The sequence below is a fragment of the Rhodococcus pyridinivorans genome (assembly GCF_900105195.1).
GTDB lineage: Bacteria > Actinomycetota > Actinomycetes > Mycobacteriales > Mycobacteriaceae > Rhodococcus > Rhodococcus pyridinivorans.
On the sequence record NZ_FNRX01000002.1, the window covers coordinates 1,514,387 to 1,538,142 of the forward strand.

Annotated in this window: 21 protein-coding genes, 2 pseudogenes and 2 riboswitches; of the genes and pseudogenes, 14 read left to right on the forward strand and 9 right to left on the reverse strand. The window is 68.1% G+C overall.

Translation table 11 applies throughout. The annotated features are described in order from the left end of the window. Positions 1 to 19 precede the first annotated feature (19 nt). Both BLV31_RS25810 and BLV31_RS07490 read right to left on the reverse strand, forming a co-directional pair. Positions 20 to 503: pseudogene (locus BLV31_RS25810) on the reverse strand (glycosyltransferase); the annotation flags it as partial. Further along, on the reverse strand, positions 500 to 1,570 hold the full coding sequence (locus tag BLV31_RS07490; protein ID WP_064061285.1) for a glycosyltransferase family protein: 1,071 nt from the start codon (positions 1,568 to 1,570) through the stop codon (positions 500 to 502). The gene BLV31_RS07490 and the pseudogene BLV31_RS25810, both read right to left, overlap by 4 nt. A gap of 188 nt (positions 1,571 to 1,758) precedes the next feature. Between BLV31_RS07490 and BLV31_RS07495 the strand changes: the two genes are divergently transcribed. After that, entirely contained in the window at positions 1,759 to 2,337 is a 579-nt protein-coding gene (locus BLV31_RS07495; protein WP_006552942.1) for a TerD family protein, read from the forward strand. A 59-nt stretch (positions 2,338 to 2,396) separates the two neighbouring features. Here BLV31_RS07495 and BLV31_RS07500 read toward each other — a convergent pair whose 3' ends face one another. Then, the gene (locus BLV31_RS07500; RefSeq protein WP_024101848.1) at positions 2,397 to 3,050 is read right to left on the reverse strand and encodes a hypothetical protein; all 654 of its coding nucleotides are present in this window, start codon (positions 3,048 to 3,050) and stop codon (positions 2,397 to 2,399) included. 252 nt (positions 3,051 to 3,302) lie between these two features. Between BLV31_RS07500 and BLV31_RS07505 the strand changes: the two genes are divergently transcribed. The 3 genes from BLV31_RS07505 to yczR all read left to right on the forward strand — a co-directional run bounded on the left by BLV31_RS07505 (position 3,303) and on the right by yczR (position 7,774). Further along, the gene (locus BLV31_RS07505) at positions 3,303 to 4,592 is read left to right on the forward strand and encodes an adenylosuccinate synthase (protein ID WP_006552940.1); all 1,290 of its coding nucleotides are present in this window, start codon (positions 3,303 to 3,305) and stop codon (positions 4,590 to 4,592) included. 128 nt (positions 4,593 to 4,720) lie between these two features. Next, a complete protein-coding gene (locus tag BLV31_RS07510) occupies positions 4,721 to 6,259 on the forward strand; it encodes an alkaline phosphatase D family protein (RefSeq protein ID WP_064061245.1) in 1,539 nt (512 codons plus the stop codon). A gap of 33 nt (positions 6,260 to 6,292) precedes the next feature. After that, positions 6,293 to 7,774, forward strand: a complete 1,482-nt coding sequence (gene yczR / locus BLV31_RS07515; protein ID WP_024101847.1) for a MocR-like transcription factor YczR — start codon at positions 6,293 to 6,295, stop codon at positions 7,772 to 7,774. Positions 7,775 to 7,825: 51 nt separating this feature from the next. On the opposite strand, the gene BLV31_RS07520 is transcribed toward yczR, so the two are convergent. After that, positions 7,826 to 8,923, reverse strand: a complete 1,098-nt coding sequence (locus tag BLV31_RS07520; protein ID WP_064061244.1) for a CaiB/BaiF CoA transferase family protein — start codon at positions 8,921 to 8,923, stop codon at positions 7,826 to 7,828. 106 nt (positions 8,924 to 9,029) lie between these two features. Further along, a complete protein-coding gene (locus BLV31_RS07525; RefSeq protein WP_064061243.1) occupies positions 9,030 to 9,407 on the reverse strand; it encodes a nuclear transport factor 2 family protein in 378 nt (125 codons plus the stop codon). Positions 9,408 to 9,499: 92 nt separating this feature from the next. On the opposite strand from BLV31_RS07525, the gene BLV31_RS07530 reads away from it, so the two are divergent. Continuing rightward, a complete protein-coding gene (locus tag BLV31_RS07530; RefSeq protein ID WP_006552935.1) occupies positions 9,500 to 9,880 on the forward strand; it encodes a VOC family protein in 381 nt (126 codons plus the stop codon). Positions 9,881 to 9,887: 7 nt separating this feature from the next. Here BLV31_RS07530 and BLV31_RS07535 read toward each other — a convergent pair whose 3' ends face one another. Beyond that, the gene (locus BLV31_RS07535) at positions 9,888 to 10,316 is read right to left on the reverse strand and encodes a hypothetical protein (protein ID WP_064061242.1); all 429 of its coding nucleotides are present in this window, start codon (positions 10,314 to 10,316) and stop codon (positions 9,888 to 9,890) included. A gap of 23 nt (positions 10,317 to 10,339) precedes the next feature. After that, positions 10,340 to 13,123, reverse strand: coding sequence for a vitamin B12-dependent ribonucleotide reductase (locus BLV31_RS07540; RefSeq protein ID WP_006552933.1), 2,784 nt, complete (start codon positions 13,121 to 13,123; stop codon positions 10,340 to 10,342). Positions 13,124 to 13,230: 107 nt separating this feature from the next. Here BLV31_RS07540 and BLV31_RS07545 point away from each other — a divergent pair, with 107 nt between their 5' ends. Further along, positions 13,231 to 13,713, forward strand: a complete 483-nt coding sequence (locus tag BLV31_RS07545) for a DUF456 domain-containing protein (protein ID WP_006552932.1) — start codon at positions 13,231 to 13,233, stop codon at positions 13,711 to 13,713. 90 nt (positions 13,714 to 13,803) lie between these two features. Here BLV31_RS07545 and BLV31_RS07550 read toward each other — a convergent pair whose 3' ends face one another. Further along, positions 13,804 to 15,201, reverse strand: coding sequence for an FAD-dependent oxidoreductase (locus tag BLV31_RS07550; protein ID WP_033096189.1), 1,398 nt, complete (start codon positions 15,199 to 15,201; stop codon positions 13,804 to 13,806). Between the two features lie 292 nt (positions 15,202 to 15,493). Here BLV31_RS07550 and BLV31_RS07555 point away from each other — a divergent pair, with 292 nt between their 5' ends. The 7 genes from BLV31_RS07555 (at position 15,494) to BLV31_RS07585 (ending at position 22,008) form a co-directional block, all read left to right on the forward strand. Further along, positions 15,494 to 15,940 carry an Rv0361 family membrane protein gene (locus tag BLV31_RS07555; RefSeq protein WP_006552930.1) on the forward strand — a complete coding sequence of 149 codons (447 nt, stop codon included), beginning with the start codon at positions 15,494 to 15,496 and terminating at the stop codon, positions 15,938 to 15,940. Positions 15,941 to 16,010: 70 nt separating this feature from the next. Next, entirely contained in the window at positions 16,011 to 16,421 is a 411-nt protein-coding gene (locus BLV31_RS07560) for a rhodanese-like domain-containing protein (RefSeq protein WP_006552929.1), read from the forward strand. Continuing rightward, positions 16,418 to 17,641: an O-succinylhomoserine sulfhydrylase gene (locus BLV31_RS07565; protein WP_006552928.1), complete on the forward strand. Its 1,224-nt coding sequence runs from the start codon at positions 16,418 to 16,420 to the stop codon at positions 17,639 to 17,641. Before BLV31_RS07560 ends, BLV31_RS07565 begins: the two co-directional genes overlap by 4 nt. A gap of 24 nt (positions 17,642 to 17,665) precedes the next feature. Beyond that, a riboswitch (cobalamin riboswitch) is annotated at positions 17,666 to 17,793 on the forward strand. A gap of 84 nt (positions 17,794 to 17,877) precedes the next feature. Beyond that, entirely contained in the window at positions 17,878 to 18,783 is a 906-nt protein-coding gene (locus BLV31_RS07570; RefSeq protein ID WP_371850695.1) for an ABC transporter substrate-binding protein, read from the forward strand. Positions 18,784 to 18,890: 107 nt separating this feature from the next. Continuing rightward, positions 18,891 to 19,853, forward strand: a complete 963-nt coding sequence (locus tag BLV31_RS07575; RefSeq protein ID WP_228045161.1) for a FecCD family ABC transporter permease — start codon at positions 18,891 to 18,893, stop codon at positions 19,851 to 19,853. Beyond that, a complete protein-coding gene (locus BLV31_RS07580; RefSeq protein WP_006552925.1) occupies positions 19,850 to 20,662 on the forward strand; it encodes an ABC transporter ATP-binding protein in 813 nt (270 codons plus the stop codon). Before BLV31_RS07575 ends, BLV31_RS07580 begins: the two co-directional genes overlap by 4 nt. Next, positions 20,662 to 22,008: a bifunctional adenosylcobinamide kinase/adenosylcobinamide-phosphate guanylyltransferase gene (locus BLV31_RS07585; protein WP_064061241.1), complete on the forward strand. Its 1,347-nt coding sequence runs from the start codon at positions 20,662 to 20,664 to the stop codon at positions 22,006 to 22,008. The genes BLV31_RS07580 and BLV31_RS07585 overlap by 1 nt, the downstream gene beginning before the upstream one ends. A 63-nt stretch (positions 22,009 to 22,071) precedes the next feature. Here the strand turns inward: BLV31_RS07585 and BLV31_RS07590 are convergent, their stop codons facing one another. After that, a complete protein-coding gene (locus tag BLV31_RS07590) occupies positions 22,072 to 22,845 on the reverse strand; it encodes a sulfite exporter TauE/SafE family protein (protein WP_064061240.1) in 774 nt (257 codons plus the stop codon). Positions 22,846 to 22,998: 153 nt separating this feature from the next. Continuing rightward, positions 22,999 to 23,096: riboswitch (SAM riboswitch) on the forward strand. A gap of 66 nt (positions 23,097 to 23,162) precedes the next feature. Between BLV31_RS07590 and BLV31_RS07595 the strand changes: the two are divergent. Beyond that, positions 23,163 to 23,603, forward strand: a pseudogene (locus BLV31_RS07595) (LLM class oxidoreductase); the annotation flags it as partial. Positions 23,604 to 23,756 lie beyond the last annotated feature (153 nt).

Genomic DNA, 23,756 nt, shown 5'->3' on the forward strand with positions numbered 1-23,756 from the left:
TGACGTGTTCCCAGGCCGTCGCGGTGTGCCGGCTGACCGCGACGAACGTGCCCGGGCACCCACCCGGAGTCGCCATCGCCGACTCGAGCCACGGCGTCGGCGGCGTGTGCAGCGTGCAGAGCAGCGGGGTGTGCAACATGCGGGCCATCGCTATCGGCAGGTAGTGCAGACTGTGGTTGTGCACGACGTCGAAGGCATCGGCGGACGGTCCGGCGAGATCGAGCATCAGCGACAGGTAGGCGTGGTGGTCGCCGAGGAAGCCGTTCGCCGGGGGGCATCGACACGTCGATGCGTGCGAGTTCGCTGACCTCGAAGGACGGCACCTCGAGGAACGAGGCCGGAAGTTCCGGATCGGATCCCGGTGCGGCGAAGAGCGTCACCTCGTGGCCGTCCTTGCCGAGCGCGTGGGCGAGATGCCACACGTGCGCTTCGAGTCCGCCGGCGAAGGGCTGGCGGATCGGATATCTGTTCGACGCGACGAGTGCGATGCGCAACGGCGTCATGATCTGCTCCGGCTGCTCATCGCGCGCAGGTAGATATCGCGATGGGCGCGGGCCAGCGCGCGACGTTCGTCCATACGTTGCGACCAGTCGGCTCGCGGAAGATCCCTGCTCTCGTACAGTTCTCGCACGCAACGATCGAGCGAGTCGGCTTCGAAGGTGTCCTCGTCGTAGGTGTACACCCCGCACCGACGCTGCTCGCCGTAGAAGCCGCAACTCGGCGCGGTCACAGCGGTGCCGAGGTCGAAACACGCCTCGAGCCAACCCGAATGGGTTCCGAAACGGTAGGGCAGCACCGACACCGACAGATCCGAGAGGTACTGCCACAGTTCGTCGTCGGAGAAGTACGGATGCACCCGCACGTCCACCTGGGGTTGCTCGCCGTACTGCAGGATGCGGGAACCGACTTCCGGGTTGTACCAGTACGCATTGTCGGGATCGAAGATCTCGTCGTGCACGTTGATCTGCAACACCGCATCGGGTAGCGAGCGCACGGTCTCGGCCAGCGTGTCGAGCACCGGGAACAGATCCATGTTCGCGCGCAGGCTCTTCGCGTGGACTCCCACGACGAACGGACTTTCGTCGCGACGCGGTCGCTCGAGCCAGTGCTGTTCGACGACGTGCGGATGCGGCAGGACCGTCGCCTCCCGGCCCCAGCGCAGACGGATCCGCTCGGCGGCGCCCGGCGTGAGGGTGATCAGTTCGTCCGCGGCCGGAATCAGCACGTCGAGTTGCTTGTGGTGCTCACCGGGGGTGGGATGGTGCGGGTTCCGCAGGTCGTGCACCGTGTACACGAGAGGCTTGTCGTGCTCGGCGAGTTCGGCGACGACGTCCTGCAGCTGCTCCGCGCCGATCGCGTCGAATCCGAAATGGATGTGGAAGACGTCGAATTCCTCGTGGTGGTCGCTCACCCAGCCCGGTTCGAGAATCAACGGCGGCCACCAGCCCCCGGGAACCTTGCGGCCGTCGGCGGGAACCGGATCCGTCAACCGGATCACGTCGTCGCCCTCCGGGCAGGCGAGGTGCCGGACGTAGACGTGCGACGCAGGGACCGACGCGACTCGAATCACCACAACCGACCCTCTTCTCCCTCGCGCGACATTCGCCGTACACACCGAAAGGCCGGGAACGCCGTCCCCGGCCATTGTCCGGTGCCCTGCGGCTACCCCCGCGGGACGGCCTTCACACGTCCTGCCCGACTCGTCCGGTCTTCACTAGGGTGGCGGTAGGCAACGATCATCGAGCGAGAGGATTCGGTATGGGTGTGAGCTTGGCCAAGGGCGGCAACGTTTCGCTGTCGAAGGAGGCTCCGAACCTGACGGCGGTGACGGTGGGTCTCGGCTGGGACGTGCGCGCGACGACCGGCGCGGACTTCGATCTCGACGCCAGTGCACTGCTGACGAGCGAGAACGGCAAGGTCCTGTCCGACCAGCATTTCGTCTTCTACAACAACCTGCGTTCGCCGGACGGCTCCGTCGAGCACACCGGCGACAACCTCACCGGTGAGGGCGAGGGCGACGACGAGAGCGTGAACGTCGACCTCGTCGCCGTTCCCGCGGAGGTCAAGTCGATCGTCTTCCCGGTGTCGATCCACGACGCCGACGCGCGGGGCCAGTCGTTCGGTCAGGTGCGCAACGCGTTCATCCGCGTCGTCGACCGCGCCGACGGCCGGGAACTCGCCCGCTACGACCTCACCGAGGATGCGTCCACCGAGACCGCGATGGTCTTCGGTGAGCTGTACCGCCACGGTGGCGAGTGGAAGTTCCGCGCCATCGGCCAGGGCTACGCCTCCGGTCTGGCGGGCATCGCACGGGACTACGGCGTCAACGTCGGCTGAGCCGACAGGGGTCAACGTCGGCTGAGCCGAGAGGGGTCAACGTCGGCTGAAGATGGGTTTCAGCGGACGAGCTTCCACTTCTTGTCGTGCCGGTAGAAGGTCGACCGCTTGAGAGCCCGGGGGTTCGCGACCCCGTCGCGGGTGACGACTGCGGCGGGGGAACCCAACTGCATGGCCCGGCCCGTCAGCCACTTGTAGCCGCCGAACCAGCGCGGCCGGTCGATCGCGGCCCGCAGACCGGGCATCGCGGGTGTGGGTTCGACGCGGATGCCGGGCACCGTGCCGGAGAACAGGCGGGTGTCATCGACGTAGGCCTCCCCGACGAGCGCATCGCCGTTCTCACCGCACAGCAGCGCACGGCCGACGAGGGCGATACCGGCGTCGTCGCGGATGAGCGGCAACGGCTTCGCGACCCCCTGCAGGGCGACGGTGGCGGCCTTCGACCCCGTCCGCAACCCGTACGCCTCCGTGGCCGGGGTTCGTGTCTCCGGGACGTACGCGACCTCCAGGTCGAGGCGTTCGGTGCGCATCAGCCGGGTGACGGTCGCGGCGAACGCCGCGTCGTTGCCTACGAGGATCAGACGAGGGTCCTCTACCGACTCGAGATGCGCGAAGACGTCCTCGAAGTCGTCCTTCTCGGGGAGGGCAGGCGCAGACAGTGCGGTCACGGGGGTCAGCGCCAACGGCAATGGCACGTCACCGCATCTGAGCACTACCGGGGTCAACGGGTCTCCTCGAGGGGTCGGGTTCGTCGGGCTCTCGGCTGCGTCCACTGTAATGGGAAGGCGGTGGGGGAGGGCGGCGGCGACCCGCCACCGCGCGCCGCAGCTCCGGCGCTTCTGCAGTCCCGTCATTCGCGCTCGTCGGAGGGTGGACTACACTGTGGTCCCGGCTGCTGCCCGGTTGGGCAGGACCCTGCAGGCGAGACCGCCCGCACGTAGACACCTGCCTGAGGAGAGCGCGACATGCCGGCAATCGTCCTGATCGGAGCCCAGTGGGGCGACGAGGGCAAGGGCAAAGCTACCGATCTACTCGGCGGACGTCTGCAGTGGGTCGTGCGCTACCAGGGCGGCAACAACGCCGGTCACACGGTCGTGCTGCCCAACGGCGACAAGTTCGCCCTGCACCTGATCCCGTCGGGCATCCTGACGCCCGGCGTCAACAACGTCATCGGCAACGGTGTCGTGGTGGATCCGGGTGTGCTGCTCACCGAGCTCGAAGGCCTCGAGAAGCGCGACGTCGACACGTCCCGTCTGCTGCTCTCGGCCGATGCGCACCTGATCATGCCGTACCACGTGGCCATCGATAAGGTCACCGAACGCTTCCTCGGCAAGAAGAAGATCGGCACCACCGGACGCGGTATCGGCCCCTGCTACCAGGACAAGATCGCCCGCGTGGGCGTGCGGGTCGCCGACGTGCTCGACGAGAAGATCCTCACCCAGAAGGTCGAGGCCGCACTGGAATTCAAGAACCAGGTGCTCGTCAAGATCTACAACCGCAAGGCGCTCGACCCGCAGCAGGTGGTCGACGAGGTCCTCACCCAGGCCGAGGGTTTCAAGCACCGCATCACCGATACGCGCCTCGAACTGAACAAGGCGCTCGAGCGCGGCGACACGATCCTCCTCGAGGGTTCGCAGGGCACGCTGCTCGATGTCGACCACGGCACCTATCCGTACGTGACGTCGTCCAACCCCACCGCCGGCGGCGCCGCTGTCGGTTCGGGTATCGGCCCGGCGAAGATCTCGACGGTGCTGGGCATCCTCAAGGCCTACACCACCCGCGTCGGCTCGGGTCCGTTCCCGACCGAGCTGTTCGACGACCACGGCGCCTACCTCGCCAAGCAGGGTGGAGAGGTCGGTGTCACCACCGGTCGCGCCCGCCGCACGGGATGGTTCGACGCCGTCATCGCCCGCTACGCGACCCGCGTCAACGGCATCACCGACTACTTCCTCACCAAGCTCGACGTGCTGTCGGGTCTCGACACCGTGCCGATCTGCGTCGGCTACGAGGTCGACGGTGTGCGTATCGACGAGATGCCGATGACGCAGACCGACGTGCACCACGCCAAGCCGATCTACGAGGAGATGCCGGGCTGGTGGGAGGACATCACCCACGCCCGCACCTTCGAGGAGCTGCCGAAGAACGCGCAGAACTACGTGCTGCGTCTCGAGGAGCTCTCCGGCGCCTACATCTCCTGCATCGGTGTGGGGCCGGGCCGCGACGAGACGATCGTCCGGCGCGACGTCATCCGCTGACGGGGTAGCTCCCGGCCCGCGCCGATTCGTCGTCGGACGGGCGCCGATCCCTCACTGCATGTTCACCGACGGTTCGCACGGACTGTGCACGCTCGTCCCGCACAGTCCGTCGGACCCCGGGGAGAACCATGTACGTGTCCCGTCGAACCCTGCTGCGCACCGTCGCGCTCGGAGCCCTCGCGGCTCCGGCGGTGGCGTGCTCGTCGGGAAGTTCCGTTGCAACGCCGAGCCTCGTCCGTGAGCGGCCGATCCTCACCCACGGTGTGGCCACCGGCGACGTGCGGGCCGACGGGGCGCTCGTGTGGGCGCGCTCGGATCGACCGGCGCGGCTCGTCGTGGAGACGGCGGCCACCGAATCCTTCACCGATCCCGTCCGGCACGTGGGTGGTCTGCTGACGCCCGAGACGGACGGAACCGGCCGACTGCGGCTGACGGGACTGCCGGCCGGCGAGCAGGTGCACTATCGTGTCGTCCTCGAAGGCGAGGACGGCGCCACGTCCGAGCCGGTGACGGGTCTGTTCCGCACCGCCCCGACCACACCCGGCGACATCAGGCTGCAGTGGTCCGGCGACACCGCCGGTCAGGGCTTCGGTATCAATCCCGACATCGGTGGGATGACGATCTTCGACACGATGGCCCGTCGCGACCCGCACCTGTTCGTGCATTCCGGCGACGTCGTGTACGCCGACAATCCGCTGAAGGAGACCGTCGAGCTGCCGGACGGCCGGATCTGGCGCAACATCGTCACCGAGGCCAAGAGTGCTGTGGCGCAGACCCTCGACGAGTACCGCGGCCAGTACGCCTACAACCTCATGGATGAGAACTATCGGCGGTTCAACTCCTCCGTCGCGCAGATCGTGCAGTGGGACGACCACGAGACCGTCAACAACTGGTACGCGGGTGAGATCCTGGATCTCGAGCAGTACACCGAGAAGAACGTGGACGTCCTGGCGGAACGGGCTTTCCGTGCCTTCCACGAGTGGCTCCCGCTCGATCCGGCGGAGGCCGTCGACGGACGCATCCACCGGCTCGTGCGGTACGGACCGCTGCTCGACGTCTTCGTACTCGACATGCGGACCTACAAGGACGCCAACGGCACCAACGTCGGCGCGGCGGGGCAGGTGCTCGGCAGCGCGCAGACGCAGTGGCTCATCGACGAACTCACCCGTTCGACCGCCACCTGGAAGATCATCGCCGCCGACCTGCCGATCGGCCTGGTCGTACCCGACGGCGATACGGCCTTCGAAGGAATCGCGAACGGGGACAACGGCGCTCCCTCGGGCCGGGAATCGGAGATCGCGCGGGTCCTGTCGGCGGTCGAGGCGCGCAGGATCACCGGCACCGTGTGGTTGACCGCCGACGTGCACTACACGGCCGCGCATCACTATTCGCCGGACCGCGCCTCGTTCACCGACTTCGACGAGTTCTGGGAGTTCGTCTCGGGACCGCTCAACGCCGGTGCTTTCGGACCCAACGAGCTGGACGGGACGTTCGGTCCCGAGGCCGTCTTCGTGCACGCGCCCCCGGCGGCGAACACCTCGCCGATGGACGGATATCAGCACTTCGGGGAGGTGTTCATCGACGGCGCGACGAAGCAGATGCGGGTGGAGTTGCTCGACTCGCGAGGGACGGTCCTGTTCCGTCAGGTGCTCGATCCACCGGCCTGATCCCGCCCGCGCGATGCGGGGCATACTGGATCGGTGATCACTCGAGCGATCGGAGCCGTGTCGCTCGTCCGCGACCTCGGGAACTGGCAGGATTCGGGGCAGTCGCATTCCCGTCGCTCCGCTCGCCCCGATCCCAGACCCGCCTACCGGGCGCTCGCGGACAGCATCCGCCTGCTCGTGCACGACGGCCGCGTCCCGCTCGGGGTCGCCCTGCCCAGCGAGCGGGAACTCGCCGCGGCGCTGTCGGTGAGCCGCACCACCGTCGCGTCCGCCTATGCGGCGCTGCGGGAAGAAGGCTATCTGCGCAGTCGGCAGGGTGCCCGCAGCACGGTCGCCGTGCCCGCTCGCCGGGGCGCGGAGAACACCGGGTCCCGGATGCCGATCGGCCCGGCGATCGATCTGAGCAACGCCTCGCTGCCCGCGCCGGCAGCGGAGATCGAAGCGGCGTATGCCGCGGCGCTGCGGTCGATGTCGACCTATCTGGACTCGCACGGCATGGAACCGATAGGGGTGTCGGTGCTGCGCGAGGTCATCGCCCGCCGCTACCGCGAGCGTGGACTGCCCACCTCGCCCGACCAGATCATGGTCACCTCCGGGGCGCAGCACGCGATGCGCCTGCTGCTCGGTGTGCTCGACGACCCCGGCGACCGGGTGGTCGTCGACCACCCCACCTATCCCAATGCGCTCGAAGCGATCCGCCGCTACGGCGCGCGCCCGGTGCCGGTTCCGGTGCGCCCGGAGAACGGCCCGCACGGCGGCTGGGATCTCGACGGTGTCGCCAGTGCCGTCCGGCAGACCGCGGCGCGCACCGCCTTCCTCGTCCCCGACTTCCACAACCCCACTGGCCTGTGCCTCGACGAGGACGGCCGCGCCGAACTGGCCCGCATCATGCGCGACACGCGGACCACGCTCGTCGTCGACGAGTCGATGGTCGATCTCTGGCTCGACGCCCCGCCACCGCCTCCCGTCGCAGCCATGCCTGCCGGCGCGTCGGTGGTGACGGTGGGTTCGACGGCGAAGTCGCTGTGGGGTGGCCTGCGGGTGGGATGGATCCGCGCCGACCGCGACACGATCGTCCGGCTGGCCGGGGCACGGACCGCGGTCGACCTGGGCACGCCTGTCATGGAACAGCTCGCGGCCGCGCATCTGCTCTCCGAAGTCGACGAACTGCTCGAACGTCGCCGCGCCGCGTTGAGGGAACGACGCCGTGCACTGTGCGCAGCTTTGGACCGGCGGTTGCCCGACTGGGAGTACACGCCGGGCCAGGGCGGGATGTCGTTGTGGGCGCGGATGCCCGAGCCGGTGTCGACCTCGCTGGCTGCCGCCGCGCCGTCCCACGGTGTGCTGCTCTCCGCCGGTCCGCGCTTCGGTGTGCAGGGTGCGTTCGAACATTTCGTGCGCCTGCCGTACACGCAGGATGTCGAGGTCCTCGACGACGCCGTCGAGGCGATGGCCGCTGCCTACGAGCAGGTCGCCTCCGGGCGCACACCCGACGAGGCGCGGCTCGTCGTCTGATCCTGTGCGCCAAGACGATCGTCGGAGCGTCGGCGGGCTCGGGCTGCCGGATCAGACCCAGAGGGTGTCGATGTCGGTGGCCTCGGCCGCCGGACCGACCGGCTCGCCGGCGGGGGTGCGGGAGAAGCGCGGCGCCGGTGCGTGCTGCACGGTGCCGTCGATCTCGATCAGCGACCCGCGTGCGACGAGATGCTCGTTCTTCTCCGCCTCGGCCCAGGTGAGGACCGGGGAGACGCAGGCATCGGTACCGAGGAAGATCTCGGTCCACTCGTCGCGGGTCTTCGACAGGAACTTGTCGGTGAAGATCTTCTTCATCTCCGCCCAGCGGGAAGTGTCGAGCTGGTGCGGCAGGTCGGCCGGATCGAGCTCGAGGCCCTGCAGCAGCAGCGCGTAGAACTGCGGCTCGATGGAACCGACGGCCATGTACTTGCCGTCCTTGGTCTCGTAGACCTCGTAGAACGGGGCGCCGGTATCGAGCATGTTGACGCCGCGCTCGTCCGACCACGCGCCGCGACCGCGGAACGCCCACATCATGTGCGAGAGAGCGAGGGCGCCGTCGACCATCGCCGCGTCCACGACCTGGCCCTTGCCGGAGGTCTGACGCTCGACGAGGGCCGACAGGATGCCGAAGACGAGGAACATCGAACCGCCACCGAAGTCGCCGACCATGTTCAGCGGCGGCACCGGACGCTCGCCCTGGCGGCCGATGGCGTGCAGGACGCCGGTGAGGGAGATGTAGTTGATGTCGTGGCCGGCGGCGTTGGCGAGCGGGCCCTCCTGGCCCCAGCCGGTCATGCGGCCGTAGACGATGCGCGGGTTGCGCTCGAGGACCACGTCCGGTCCGAGGCCGAGTCGTTCGGTGACGCCGGGACGGAAGCCCTCGATGAGGACGTCGGCGCGCTCGAGCAGGGTCAGGACCTTCTCGATGTCGGCGGAATCCTTGAGGTTGGCCTCGACGATGCGACGGTTGCGCTGAATCGGATCGCGCTGTCCCTCCGGCGGGATCTCGCCGGGGCGCTGCACGATGACGACATCGGCGCCGAGATCGGCGAGCAGGGTCGCGGCGTGCGGGCCGGGACCGAGACCCTTGAACTCGACGACGCGGACACCCGCGAGCGGACCCTTCTTCTCAACAGCTTCAGCGGACACTCGACGAACCTCGCTCCGATGTGTAGGGACTGTCGCAACGGAGAGTACCTTAGCGAGCGTTCAGAATATGGCTCCGGTTGCTGGGGTTCCGGTCGTCGGGAGTGGATCACTCCTCGTAGAGGTCGGCCTCGCTCAGTCCGGTCGCCTCGAAGGCCTCGCCGAGATCGGCGTGGCGGACGACGGTGACCACCTGGTCGTCGACCACCCGGAAGGCGATCGCCTCGTCGCGAGGCCCCGGATCGGACGCCCAGGTCGCCGTCTCCTCGACCACCACGATTCCGTGGTGGACGAACAGGCGGCCCGGTTGCAGCGTGACCCCTGCCGTCGTCGCCCACTCGCGCAGTTCGTCGAGTCCTTGGTCGGGATCGTCGTCGGGGGTGGGGAGCACGATGTCGTCGCTCGACAACTGCACGAGCGTGTCGATGTCGTTGCTGTTCACAGCGTCGTGCCAGGCCAGGACCGTAGCGATCTCCGAAGTACTCATGATCGAGAGCCTAGTCGCCGGATCGCCGAGGTGGGGGCGTGAATCCGCCGAATCCGCTGTCGCACTCGGGCGCTCCGGAGCACAGTGGACGTATGACGATCACCGGCCAACTCGTGAGCTTCGTCCCGAGCACCGACCTCGACGTCTCGGAGATGTTCTACGTCGACACCCTGCGCTTCCGGAAGCTCTCCCGCGACCCCTTCGCGCTCGTCCTCGACGGAGGCGGCGGCGCACCGGTCCGGGTGACCCTCGTGCAGTCGCGCGAGGAGACCGGCTACACCGTGCTGGGCTGGCGGGTATCCGATCTGGACGGCACCGTCGAACGACTGCGCGAGCACGGCGTGGAGTTCATCCGGTACAACGGCATGGATCAGGACGACCACGACGCGTGGACCGCACCCGACGGTATGCGGGTCGCATGGTTCCGCGACCCGCACGGCAACGTCCTGTCGTTGCTCGAACACCGCACCTGACGCGGCCTCAGCTTGCGAAGGCACCCCACAGGAAGCCGGCGAACAGCACCGCGAAGCCACCCATCTCACCGACGATCAGCGCGGCCATCGCCAGACCCGTCCCGCGCACCGGATGCGCGAACTGATTCGTGGTGTCGCGCAGCGCACCGTGCACGACATAGCTCGCGATCGCGCCGACGAAGAACACCACGATCACCGCGGCCGCGGCGAGGTTCACTGCGGTGGGCCACGCGCTGAGCTCGACGAACACCGCGACCAGCAGCGTCGCGAAGGAATACATCAGGGCCGATCGGTGGGCGATGTCGACGTACGGGTGCGCGAGGTGGTCGTCGGACGTCGACATCTGCCGGTACTTCCACACGCCGAGAGCGAGCGCAAGAAGGAAGACCGCACCCGCGGCCGTCAGTGTCAGTTCGGTGTCGACTCCCAGGACCATCCCGCCAGTATGGACGCATCACCTCAACTGCAGCCGCTGGTGTTCCCACAGGACGGGCAGGCGTGGCACGACCCGGCCCGTTGCATCTTCACTCCGCACTGCATGCAGTACGGCGCGTCCGGATTCGACGGTGACGGAGCAGCGAGACCACCCGGGGAGGACGTGCTCGCGCTGCTCGTGCTGTGCGTGCCCCGCGGCGCGGTCGCCGGCGGATCGGGCTCACGCACCGGCGGCGTGCTCGTGTACGGCGTGAGCGTGGGGGTGTCGGGCACCGAACGCTCGGCGCCGGTGAGGATGCCCAGTTCGGCGCGCTCGTCGGGTTCGAGATAGTCGATCGCCAGTCGCCGGAAGATGTAGTCGAGGATCGACGTGGCGATCCGCAGATCCGGATCGTCGGTGATCCCGGCCGGCTCGAAACGCGTACTCGTGAAGGCCCGGACGAAGGTGCGCAACGGGACCCCGTACTGCAGACCGTAACTGACCGACATCGAGAAGGCGTCCATGATACCGGCGAGCGTCGAGCCCTGTTTGGACACGCGCAGGAACATCTCGCCGGGACGCCCGTCGTCGTACTCACCGATCGTGACGAAGCCCTTGCAGTCCGCCACCCGGAACTCGAACGTCCGAGAAGTGCGGGTGCGCGGGAGCCGCTCGCGGCGAGGCGCCGTGGACGGAGCCGCTTCTGCGACAGCAGGGCGCGACGCCGTCGACAACGGTTGTCCCAGTTTGCAGTTGTCACGGTAGATCGCAAGGGCCTTCACGCCCAGGCGCCACGCGTCGACATACATGTCGGCGATGTCGTCGACGGTCGCGGACTCGGGCAGGTTCACCGTCTTGGAGATCGCACCCGACAGGAAGGGCTGCACCGCGGCCATCATCGCGACGTGGCCGCGCGGCGAGATGACGTTGTCGCCCATGGACGTCGCGAACACCGGTGCGTGCTCGTCGCGCACGTGCGGCGCACCGGCGAGATCGTGATGCAGATCGAGGTGCGCCACGATATCGGCGACCTCCGACGGGCTGTAACCCAGACGCGACAGTGCGCGCGGCACACTGCGATTGACGATCGTGAGGCTGCCGCCGCCGACGAGCTTCTTGGTCTTCACCAACGCCAGATCCGGTTCGATCCCGGTGGTGTCGCAATCCATCGCGAGCCCGATCGTGCCGGTCGGTGCGAGCACGCTGACCTGGCTGTTGCGCACACCGTGGGCAGAGCCGTCGGCCACGGCGCGGTCCCACGCCTGTCGTGCCGCATCGAGCACGTCGGCCGGTGCGAGATCGGCGTCGATGTCATCGAGTGCGCCACGATGCTTGCCCAGCACGTCGAGCATCGGCGCGCGGTTCTCGTCGAAACCGTCGAACGGTCCGAGGCGCCTCGCCATGTCCGCCGACACGGCGTAGGCGTGACCGGTCATCAGGGCGGTGATCGCCGCAGCCGTCGCGCGTCCGGCCTCGCTGTCGTAGGGCAGGCCCGAAGCCATGAGCAGCGCACCGAGGTTGGCGTAACCGAGCCCGAGCTGCCGGAACCGCCGCGACGTCTCACCGATCCGCTCGGTGGGGTAGTCGGCGCGGCCGACGAGGATTTCCTGCGCGGTGAGCATCACCGCCACGGAGTGACGGAAACCGTCGACGTCGAAGGTGCCGTCCTCGCGCAGGAAGGTCAGCAGATTCAGGCTCGCGAGGTTGCAGGCCGAATCGTCGAGATGCATGTACTCCGAGCAGGGATTCGACGCGTTGATCCGGCCGGTCGCGGAGGCGGTGTGCCAGGCATTGATCGTCGTGTCGTACTGGATGCCCGGGTCGGCGCACTCCCAGGTGGCGGCGGCGGTGCGCTGCAACAACTCTCGCGCGCGGACAGTCCGGACCGTCTCGCCGGTCGTCACGGTACGCAGCGGCCACTCGGCGTCGGCCACCACCGCGTGCATGAACTCGTCGGTCACGCGCACCGAGTTGTTCGCGTTCTGGTACTGCACCGAATGGATGTCGGTGCCGTCGAGACCCATGTCGAAACCGGCCTCGGCGAGCACCCGCGCCTTGCGTTCCTCGATCGCCTTGCAGTCGACGAACTCCTCGATGTCGGGATGGTCGACGTCGAGGATCACCATCTTCGCGGCCCGCCGGGTCTTGCCGCCGGACTTGATGGTGCCGGCGGAGGCGTCGGCGCCGCGCATGAAGCTGACCGGCCCCGATGCGCTTCCGCCACCGGTCAGCGGTTCGGCCGACGAGCGGATCCGGGAGAGGTTCACCCCGGCGCCCGACCCGCCCTTGAAGATCACCGCTTCCTGCCGGTACCACTCGAGGATCGAGTCGATGCTGTCGTCGACCGACAGAATGAAACACGCGCTGGCCTGCTGCGGAGTGTTCGGCACCCCGATGTTGAACCAGACGGGACTGTTGAACGAGGCCCGCTGGTGGATCAGCAGATAGGTCAGCTCGGCGGCGAACGCCTCCGGATCGTCGAGATGACCGTCGGTGTGCCCCCACGCCGTGATCGTGTCGACGATGCGCGCGATCACGTCGCGCAACGAGTGCTCACGATCCGGGTGTCCGAGCTGCCCGCGGAAGTACTTCTGCGTGACGATGTCGGTGGCGTTCTGCGACCAGAAGGCAGGAAACTCCACATCGGTTTGCTCGAAGACGACACGACCGGTGCCGTGGTGGACGATCCGCGCGTCGCGGCGCTGCCACTCCACCGCCTCGGCGGGATCGACACCGGGCGTCGTGAAGTACCGGACGTCGCCGCGCACCGCGGCGGCTGCGGCGTCCGATGCACTCTTCGGGCTGCTGTGAGGCCTGGTACTGCTCATCGCGTCCTCCCGGGGGCGTGGACCGGTGGCACATATAGTCCCACCATGCTGCCACCGCGTCCCGGTACTCCGCTGTCTTCCGCCCGCTCGACCCGCTCGGTGGCGCCGTGAGTGCCGGCGGCGAACTGCTCGTCGGGCTGGCGATCCTCGTCGGCCTGCTCGGGATCGTGCTGCCGGTCCTGCCCGGCGTCCTGCTGATCTTCGGCGCGATCGCCGTATGGGCGTTCCTCACGGGAGGCACCACCGCATGGATCGTGCTGGGCGTCGCGGCGGTGGCGCTGCTGGTCACCGGCATCGTGAAGTACACCTGGCCCGGCAAGCGACTGCAGCAGGCCGGGGTGCCGAACCGCTCGTTGATCCTCGCCGGTCTGCTCGGCATCGTCGGGTTCTTCGTCGTCCCCGTCGTCGGGCTGTTCCTGGGCTTCCTGCTCGGCATGTACCTGTCGGAGGTGCAGCGGCATCGCACCCACCGCGACGCGTGGGTCTCGACGGTCGCGGCGACCAAGGCGGTCGCGTTGTCGATCCTCGTCGAACTGTTCGGCGGACTCGTCGCGGCGTCGGTGTGGCTGGGCGCCGTCCTGTTCACCTGAGCGCACCCGGAAAGCCGAGCAGACCCGAAAGCGAGGAGGGACCCATCCGCGCGGATGGGTCCCTCCTCGTTCGTGCAGTTCAGGCTGCTGTCACGCCTTGTGCGGCTCGCTCGCGCGGAACATGTCCTCGCGCTCGACGACCTTCACGCGCTCGCGGCCCTCGGCCTCACCGAGGCTGCGCTCGTGCGCGTCGAGGCGGTACCAGCCCTGCCAGGTGGTGTACGGCAGCTGCTTGTCCTCGAGGAACTTCACGATCGCGTCCTCGGACGGATCCTCGGGGGTGTTCAGCCGGCCGGCGGCCCGGTCCTCGAGCAGGTTCGCGACGGTCTCGTTCGCGTCGCCCTTGGTGTGGCCGATCAGGCCGACGGGGCCGCGCTTGATCCAGCCGGTGACGTAGGTGTGCGGCATGAACCGGTCGGGACCCTCGGCGTTCTCGTCGGCGAGCACACGTCCGGCCTCGTTCGGCACGGTGCCGGCCTGCTCGTCGAAGGGCAGCTTGGCGATGTTCTGCGACAGGTAGCCGACCGCGCGGTAGACGGCCTGGACCTCCCAGTCGTTGAACTTGCCGGTGCCGCGCACGTTGCCGGTGCCGTCGAGCTCGGTGCGCTCGGTGCGCAGACCGACGACCTTGCCGTCCTCGCCGAGGATCTCGTGCGGGGACTCGAAGAAGTGCAGGAACAGCTTGTGCGGGCGGTTGCCCACATCGCGGATCGCCCAGTCCTGCAGAGTGTTGGCGACCATGTCGACCTGCTTGGAGTTGCGACGTGCCTGCTCGGAGCCTTCGTCGTAGTCGATGTCCTCGGGGTCGACGATGACCTCGATGGTCGGGGAGTGGTCGAGTTCGCGCAGCTCGAGCGGCGTGAACTTGGCCTGCGCCGGACCACGGCGACCGAAGACGTGCACCTCGACGGCCTTGTTGTTCTTCAGACCCTCGTAGACGTTCGGCGGAATCTCCGTCGGCAGCAGCTCGTCGCCGGTCTTGGCGAGCACGCGGGCGACGTCGAGCGCGACGTTGCCGACACCGAGGACGGCGACCTTCTCCGCCTCGAGCGGCCAGGTGCGCGGCACGTCGGGGTGACCGTCGTACCAGGACACGAAGTCGGCGGCGCCGTAGCTGCCGTCGAGATCGATGCCGGGGATGTTCAGCGCGCGGTCCGCGTTCGCGCCGGTCGAGAAGATCACCGCATCGTAGAAACGCTGCAGGTCGTCGAGGTTGAAGTCGCTGCCGTAGTCGAGATTGCCGAGCAGGCGGATCTGCGGCTTGTCGAGCACCTTGTGCAGGGCGGTGATGATGCCCTTGATGCGCGGGTGGTCGGGCGCGACACCGTAGCGGATCAGACCGAACGGCGCCGGCATGCGCTCGAACAGGTCGATGCTGACCCCGGGATCCTGCGCAGTGTCGGACTTCATGAGTGCGTCGGCGGCGTAGATACCGGCAGGGCCGGCACCGACGATCGCGACGCGAAGGGGACGAGTCTGATCGGTCATCAGGGGATCAACTACCTCTTCGGTGTGCGGACGGACATATCCAGCTTAAATTAAGGCTGCCCTCAGTGGGCTCGGCGCAGGTCGCGCGGGGATGACGGCGAAGGAGGACGAATCGAGCCGTCGAGCGAATCGCTTCAGCGACAACACATGTGGGCACCCATACGACACAGGTCGACGGCGAGGCGTCGAACGAGCTGCGTGGTGGCCATGCGACAATTCCTACCTCAAGAGGGTTTTTAGGGCAAATGCGGTCGTGACGGGCCGTGACCTCGCGCCCACTAGGATCGGGCGCATGGCCAAGCGCGGAGCCCCCGAACCCGAACCCGATCCCGGCCCGGATCCCGACGGTCCCACCAGTAGCAGCATAGGGCCTTTCCTCGGAGCCCTCGCGGTCCTGGTGGTGCTCGTCCTCGTCGTCTTCGGCGCCCAGCTCTTCTCCCCGGCGGGCGACGACCTCACCGAGGACGAGATGGTGCGCCGCGCCGTCACCGACTACGTCTCCGCGCACAACGAGAACGACGGACCGATCCTCGACCGGCTGCGGTGCAGCGATCTGCCCGCCGAGGAAGCACCGCTCGCGGACGTCGAGGGACGCGTGGAGCTGCAGGCCACGCAGAACATCGCCGTGGACGGCGATCGGGCCACCGTCGACGTCCGGACCGGCCTCGACGGGGAGACGCAGACCGAGACGTGGCAGGTCGTCCGCATCGACGACGTGTGGCGGATCTGCCGGTTCTGACGTGTCGCCGTGCGTATACGAAGCGGTGCCCGCGTGTACGTCACAGTCCGACCTGTGAAAATATGTCCCGGTGAGCTACGCAGGTGATATAACGCCGCAGCAGGCATGGGACCTGCTGCAAGGTGATCCGGATGCCGTGCTCGTCGATGTGCGTACCGAAGCCGAGTGGAAATACGTCGGGGTCCCCGAGACCTCGTCGCTCGGTCGCCGGACCGTGTTCGTCGAGTGGGTTCGTTACCCCGACGGCGCCCCCAACCCGAACTTCGTCGAGGATCTGAGGGCAGCGGGTATCGGCAGCGGACCGGTGATCTTCCTGTGTCGCTCGGGGCAGCGCTCCATCGGAGCGGCCACGGCCGCCACCGCTGCGGGCCTGACCCCCGCCTACAACGTTCTCGAAGGATTCGAAGGCGCTCTCGACGGCGAAAGCCATCGCGGTGCCGAGGGCTGGCGGGCCGCGGGCCTGCCGTGGAGGCAGTCGTGAGTTCCATCCCCCAGGGCGGCGCGTTCGACAAGGCGCTGCCCGCCACCGTTCGCCCCGCCACGCTCGGCGTGCGCGGCGGCACCCTCCGATCCGGTTTCGAGGAGACCTCCGAGGCCCTTTACCTCAACTCCGGGTTCGTCTACGAGTCGGCCGAGGCCGCCGAGGCCGCTTTCACCGGCGACGTCGACCATTTCGTCTACTCCCGCTACGGCAACCCCACGGTGAAGATGTTCGAGGAGCGCCTGCGCCTGCTCGACGGTGCCGAGGGGGCGTACGCCACCGCGTCCGGCATGTCCGCGGTGTTCACCGCGCTCGCCGCGTTGCTCGGCAAGGGCGACCGTCTCGTCGCGGCACGCAGCCTCTTCGGTTCGTGCTTCGTCGTGTGCAACGAGATTCTGCCCCGCTGGGGCGTGGAGACGGTGTTCGTCGACGGCGAGGATCTCGACCAGTGGGAGAAGGCACTGTCGGTGCCCACCACCGCGGTCTTCTTCGAGACCCCCTCGAACCCCATGCAGACCCTCGTCGACGTGCGTCGCGTCTCCGAGATGGCGCATGCGGCGGGCGCGAAGGTGGTGCTGGACAACGTCTTCGCCACCCCGCTGCTGCAGCGCAGCCTCGATCTCGGTGCCGACATCGTCGTCTACTCCGGCACCAAACACATCGACGGTCAGGGCCGCGTGCTCGGCGGAGCGATCCTCGGACCCGCCGACTACATCGACGGGCCGGTGCAGAAGCTCATCCGCCACACCGGGCCGTCGCTGAGCCCGTTCAACGCGTGGACGCTGCTCAAGGGTCTCGAGACCATGCCGGTGCGGTTGCGCGCCTCGGTCGATTCGGCGCTGCGCATCGCGCAGTTCCTCGAATCGCAGGATGCGGTGCGCTGGGTCAAGTACCCGTATCTCGAGTCGCACCCGCAGTACGAACTCGCGAAGTCGCAGATGAGTGGCGGTGGCACGATCATCACGTTGGAGCTCGACGCCCCCGAGGGCGAGGGCAAGAAGCGTGCCTTCGAGCTGCTGAACAAGCTGCGCATCGTCGACATCTCGAACAATCTCGGCGACTCCAAGTCGCTCATCACCCACCCGGCGACCACCACCCACCGGGCGATGGGACCGGAGGGCCGGGCCGCGATCGGTTTGTCCGACGGCGTGGTGCGACTGTCCGTGGGCCTCGAGGATCCCGAGGATCTGCTCGAGGATCTCCAGCAGGCGCTGTCCTGACCTGGGACGCCGTGAGCTACGCTGCGGGTGTCCTGCCGATCCGGTAGGGCACCCGCTGCGTTTTCGGTGAAGCCGGTGAGATTCCGGCGCTGTCCCGCAACTGTAAGTCCCGATACGGGGTGAGCCAGGTCGGCCGGCGCGGAGGGTCCGTACGTACTGGTCCTCGGACGAAGGACGGTGGCGTGCCGCAACCGCCTGTTGCAGCCGTGCTGTTTTCGTCCTCCGAACAACGGAGGATGGCTGTGCCACTCGACAACCACCGACGGCTGCTCGCCGCCGGACTGACCGCTTTCGCGCTCCTCGCCGCAGGGTGCTCGAGCAGCGACGATTCGTCACCGTCCGGTGACACCGACACCACCTCCGCGGACGTCCCGCAGGCCATCGTGTCGCTGAGCCCCACCAGCACGGAGATGCTCTACGCCGTCGGTGCCGGCGACCAGGTGGTCGCGGTCGACGACCGATCCGATTATCCGGCCGACGCGCCCGTCACCGATCTGTCGGGGTACACCCCCAACGTCGAGGCGATCCTCGGTTACGAACCCGACCTGGTCGTCGCCAACGCCGATACCGCCGATCTCGTTGCGGGACTCGAACAGGCCGGTGTCGAGACGCTGATCCTTCCCGCGGCCGAGAACCTGGACGACACCTACGCCCAGATCGAGCAGCTGGGAGCCGTCACCGGACACGTCGGCGACGCCGCCGAACTCGTGGCGCAGATGAAGACGGACATCGACGAGATTCTCGCCGGCCTCCCCGAACGGGAGACCCCGCTGACCTACTACCACGAGCTCGACAACACCTTCTACACCGTCACCGACGACACCTACATCGGCGAGGTCTACTCGATGCTGGGGCTGACCTCGATCGCGACCGGCGGCGACGGCTACCCGCAGCTGTCCGCCGAGTACGTCCTCGAGCAGAACCCCGACGTGATCTTCCTGGCCGACGGACAGTGCTGCGGCGTCACGCCCGAGGTCGTCGCACAGCGTGCGGGTTGGAACGAGCTCAGCGCCGTCCGTGACGGTCGCGTCTACGTCCTCGACGAGGACATCGCCAGTCGCTGGGGTCCGCGCGTCGTGGACCTGATGCGTGAGATCGCCCGGATCGTCGGCACCATCCCCGCGGTCCAGCCCACGCCTTGATCTCCGTGTCGCGAGGCAACACCCGCGCACTGCCACCCGGTGGTGCGCGGGTACTGCCGCGCAACGTGCTCGTGCTGACCGGCGCCGTGCTCGCCCTGTTCGCCGCGATGCTGGTCGGGATCCTCGTCGGGCCCGCCGGTCTCACCCCGGGCGGGGTGCTGCTCGACATCGCCGACCGCCTGCCGCTCGTCGACGTCGACTCCGGGTTGAGCACGCGTCAGCAGGCGATCCTGTGGAACATCCGGATGCCGCGCGTCGTGCTCGGGGTGCTGGTCGGTGCGATGCTGGCCATCGCCGGTGCGGCCTACCAAGGGGTCTTCCGCAATCCGCTCGCCGATCCCTATCTGCTCGGGGTCTCCAGCGGCGCCGGTCTCGGTGCCACCCTCGCCATCGTCGTGGGCGGCGCGGCCGGGTTCGCCGGTGTCCCGATCGCGGCCTTCGCCGGGGGCCTGCTCGCCGTCGGCGCGACGTATTCGCTCGGCCGCACCGTCGGCGGCAGCCGCTCGGAAGTCGTCATCATCCTCGCCGGTGTCGCCGTCGCGGCCTTCGCCAACGCGATCCAGACGTTCTTCATGCAGCTGCACGACGACACCCTGCGGCAGGTGTACTCGTGGATGCTCGGCCGCCTGTCCACCGACGGTTGGTCCGACGTCGTCGTGGTCCTGCCGTACGTCGTGGTCACCGTCGCGATCATCGCGCTGCATCGGCGCACACTCGATGTCATGGCGGTCGGCGACGTCGAAGCCGCGAGCCTCGGGATCAACCCGGCGCGCGTGCGGCTGCTGCTCGTCTGCGTCGCGACCCTCGGAACCGCGGCCGTCGTCTCGGCGAGCGGTCTCATCGGGTTCGTCGGCATCGTCGTCCCCCACGCGGTCCGGCTGCTCGCCGGACCCGGCCACCGTCTCCTGCTGCCGCTGTCGCTGCTGGTGGGTGCGTCCTTCCTCGTCCTCGCGGACGTCCTGGCCCGCACCGTCATGTCGCCCGCCGAACTGCCGATCGGTGTCGTCACCGCGGCGATCGGGGCGCCCTTCTTCCTCGTCGTGCTCAGACGGAGCCGAGGTGTCCGATGAAGAGCGATGTTCTCACCACCCCGACCATGACGGTGTCGTGCCGGCAGCTCAGCGCCGAACGCGGTGGCGTCGAGGTGCTGCACGGGATCGACCTGAACGTCACCGCCGGCTCCTGGCTATCGCTGGTCGGACCCAACGGGTCGGGCAAGACCACCCTGCTGCACGTCCTCGCCGGTCTCGTGCCGGCCACCGGTCACCTGCAGGTCGCCGACATCGTGCCGGGGCGCGCCGGACGTCGGGACATGGCACGCGCGGTCGCGCTGATGCCGCAACGCCCCGTGGTGCCGGAAGGTGTCACCGTCAGGGAACTGATCCATCTCGGCCGCACCCCGCACATCCCGCGCTTCGGATCCGAGACCGCGCACGACCGCGAGGTGGTGGACCGGATCGTAGAACGGCTCGAGCTCGAAGCGTTCGCACCGCGACTCGCGACCGAACTGTCCGGCGGTGAGCTGCAGCGCGTCGTGCTCGCACGCGCTCTCGCCCAGCAACCGCGGGTGCTGCTCCTCGACGAACCCACCAGCGCACTCGACATCGGACACCAGCAGCAGGTACTCGAACTCGTCGATTCGATGCGCACCGAAGGCGACCTCACCGTCATCGCCGCGATGCACGACCTGACCTCCGCCGCCCAATACGGGGAACGGCTCGTACTGCTCGATCGCGGGCACGTCGTCGCCGACGGAGCGCCCGACGACGTCCTCACCGCCGAACGCATCGCGCAGGTCTACGGCGCCCGCGTCGAGATCCTCGACCGCCCGGCGGGTCGCGCCGTCCTCCCGCTCCGCGACAGCACGAAGGACCGCTGATGGAGGTCGTGCTCCTGGGAACCGGCGCGGCGGACGGGTGGCCGAACCCGTTCTGCACGTGTGCATCCTGCGCGGATGCCGCGCGTCGCGGCGAGATCCGCGGGCAGACCGCGGCACTCGTCGACGATGTGCTGATGCTCGACTGCGGTCCTGAGGCGCCCCGCGCGGCCGTGCGGCACGGCAGGTCGCTGGCGCAGGTGCGGCATATCCTCCTGACCCACGACCATGCAGATCATCTGGGCCCGCAGGCATTGTTGTTCCGGTCGTGGGTGGCCGCCGGCGTCGAACTCGATGTGATAGGTCCCGCCGACGCGCTCGACACCTGTAGACCCTGGGTGGCTCCCGACGCGCCGGGGCGTTTCGTGCCGGTCGAGCCGGGGGACTCGCTCACCGTCGGCGACTACTCGGTGCGCGTTCTTCCCGCACGGCACAAGGTCTTCCGCGACGGCGACGCGGTGCTGTACGACCTGTCGGGCCCGGGCGGGTCGCGGTTGCTGTGGGCGTGCGACACCGGGATGTGGCTCGCCGAGTGGTTCGAGGCCGTGCGCGACGCCCGGTTCGACGCGGTATTCCTCGAGGAAACCTTCGGCGACCGTTCCGAACGGTCCGAGGGTCACCTCGGCCTGCCCGAGTTCGGCGCGATGGTGGATGGTCTGCGCGGTGTCGGTGCCGTCACCGAGAACACCGAGGTGGTCGCAGTGCATCTGGGCCACCACAATCCGCCCATCGACGAACTGCGGAATCGTCTGCAGCAGGTGGATGCTCGTCCCGGTCGTGACGGTGAGGTGGTCCACGTGGGTGAAGGCACTCCGGTCGTGCCGCATCGGACGCTGGTTCTCGGGGGAGTGCGGTCGGGCAAGTCGCGGCACGCCGAGGAACTACTCGCGTCCTGCCCGTCCGTCACCTACGTCGCCACCGGCGGGACACGAGAGGGTGACGCGGAGTGGGCGGAACGTGTTGCACTGCACCGGGAAAGACGTCCCGGTTCATGGTCGACGGTGGAGACGGTCGATGTCGCCGAGGTGCTGTGCACCGCTACGGAACCGCTGCTGATCGATTGTCTCGGAACGTGGTTGACGGCACGGCTCGATATCCACGGTGTCTGGGATGATGGCGACCTCGACCCTGTCCACTCCGATGTGGACGAGTTGATCGCGGCGTGGCGGAAGTGTGCGGTGCCGGTGGTCGCCGTGAGCAACGAGGTCGGTAGCGGAGTGGTGCCCGCGACCTCTTCGGGCCGATTGTTCCGCGACATGCTTGGCCGGCTCAATGCGCGGGTCGCGGAGGCCAGTGAGTCGGCAACTCTCGTGGTGGCGGGGATTCCCATTTCTCTGAAATCGGATTGATACCTGTTCTTCTCGTAACGCTGCGGACAACCCCGGCAGAGGTGAATTCCGGAAAGTGGTGCGTCAGGCGAGCAGTCGGTAAAGACCGATCAGCCCCACCACGACGATCACCGTCCGCAGCGCGACCGGCGACAGGCGTCGGCCGTAGTGCGAGCCGAGATAGCCACCGATCAAAGAACCCACCGCGATCAGTGCGGCCACGGTCCAGTCGATCCGGTCGAACGCCACCAGGATGTACGCGCACGCTGCCACGACGTTCACCACCAGCGACAGCAGATTCTTCACCGCGTTCTGTCGCTGGATGTGGTCGTGCAGCAACGCTCCGAACAAACCCATGAGCAGAATGCCCTGCGCCGCCGTGAAATAGCCGCCGTAGATGCCGACGGCGAAAGTGCCGACGACGAGCAGTGTCATCCGCACCGGTCCGAGGTGGCCGTCGGCGTCGCCGCCGGTTCTGCGGGCAACCCACGCCTGGATCTTCGGCTGGAACACGACGAGGGTAAGGGCCAGGAGGAGCAGGATGGGTACGACCGTCTCGAAGACGGTCTCGGGCAGGTGGAGCAGGAGCCACGCTCCTACCAGTGCCCCGCAGAACGACGCCGGGATCTGCCATCGCAGCCGCTCCCATTGCCCGCGCAGCTCGCGCCGATACCCCCAGGTGCCTGACACACCTCCAGCGACCAGGCCGATCGCGTTGGACATCGTCGCGGTCACCGGGGGCACACCGAACGCGACGAGCGTCGGGAAGGTGATGAGAGTGCCGGATCCGACGAGGGAGTTGATCGCTCCGGCGCCCAGTCCGGCCAATGCGACGAGGAAGAGTTCGAGCGGGGTCACCGAGGCGAGTCTACGGCGTACCGAAACCGGCCTTGTCGTCGATGCCGGGGCACCGCGTCGACATCGACATCGGTCTCGACGAGGAACGGATTTCCGTCACAGTGAGAGAAACCTTTCCGCGGCGTGCCGCACTCCGTAGCTTTAGCCGCGACCATCCAGAGCGACCGAGAGACCTGGCTCTACGACGTCGCAGCAACCCCCCGTACGCGGGTGCGGGTGCTACCGCCGGGACCCACGTCTGCACCCTCGATTTCCCACACCCCGCATTCCCGAAAGGCCCATTCCGATGGCTCCCGCCCACAGAACGTCGCCGTGAGCACGTCCACCCGGGCACGACAGTCGAAGCGGTCGAGGCGTACCGGTCGGCGTTCCGTCCGTCGCCGATCCTGAGGAAGCCCTACGTGGTGGTCTCGGCCGACGCGGTGGTCGCCGACGACGACGCCACCGCACGCGAGTTGGCGTCGACCTACGGGCATTGGACGCACAGCATCCGCTCGGGCCACGGCGCGATCCCGTACCCGGACCCAGAGACCACCCCGCCGCTGACCGACGAGGAGCGAGCCCTCGTCAACGACCGCATCGTCACCCAGTTCGTGGGGGCGCCGAGCTCGGTGGCGGAGCGTCTCGACACCCTCCGCCGAGTAACGGACGCCGACGAACTCGTCGTCACCTCGGTCACCCACGGCCACGAGGACCGTCTGCGTTCCTACGAACTGCTGGCCCGCGAATGGGGGTTGGCGCGGGTCCGCGCCGCGTGATCGTTCGTCGAGACCGGTGTTGTTGTCGATAACTCGCGAGAAATCGACAACAACACCGGTCTCGATTCGGCGCGTCTGGGGATAACGTCGAAAGTTCTCCACAGACGGCGGATTCGGGGTACCGGAGGGACCGGAGACCGGGCACGCTCGCGC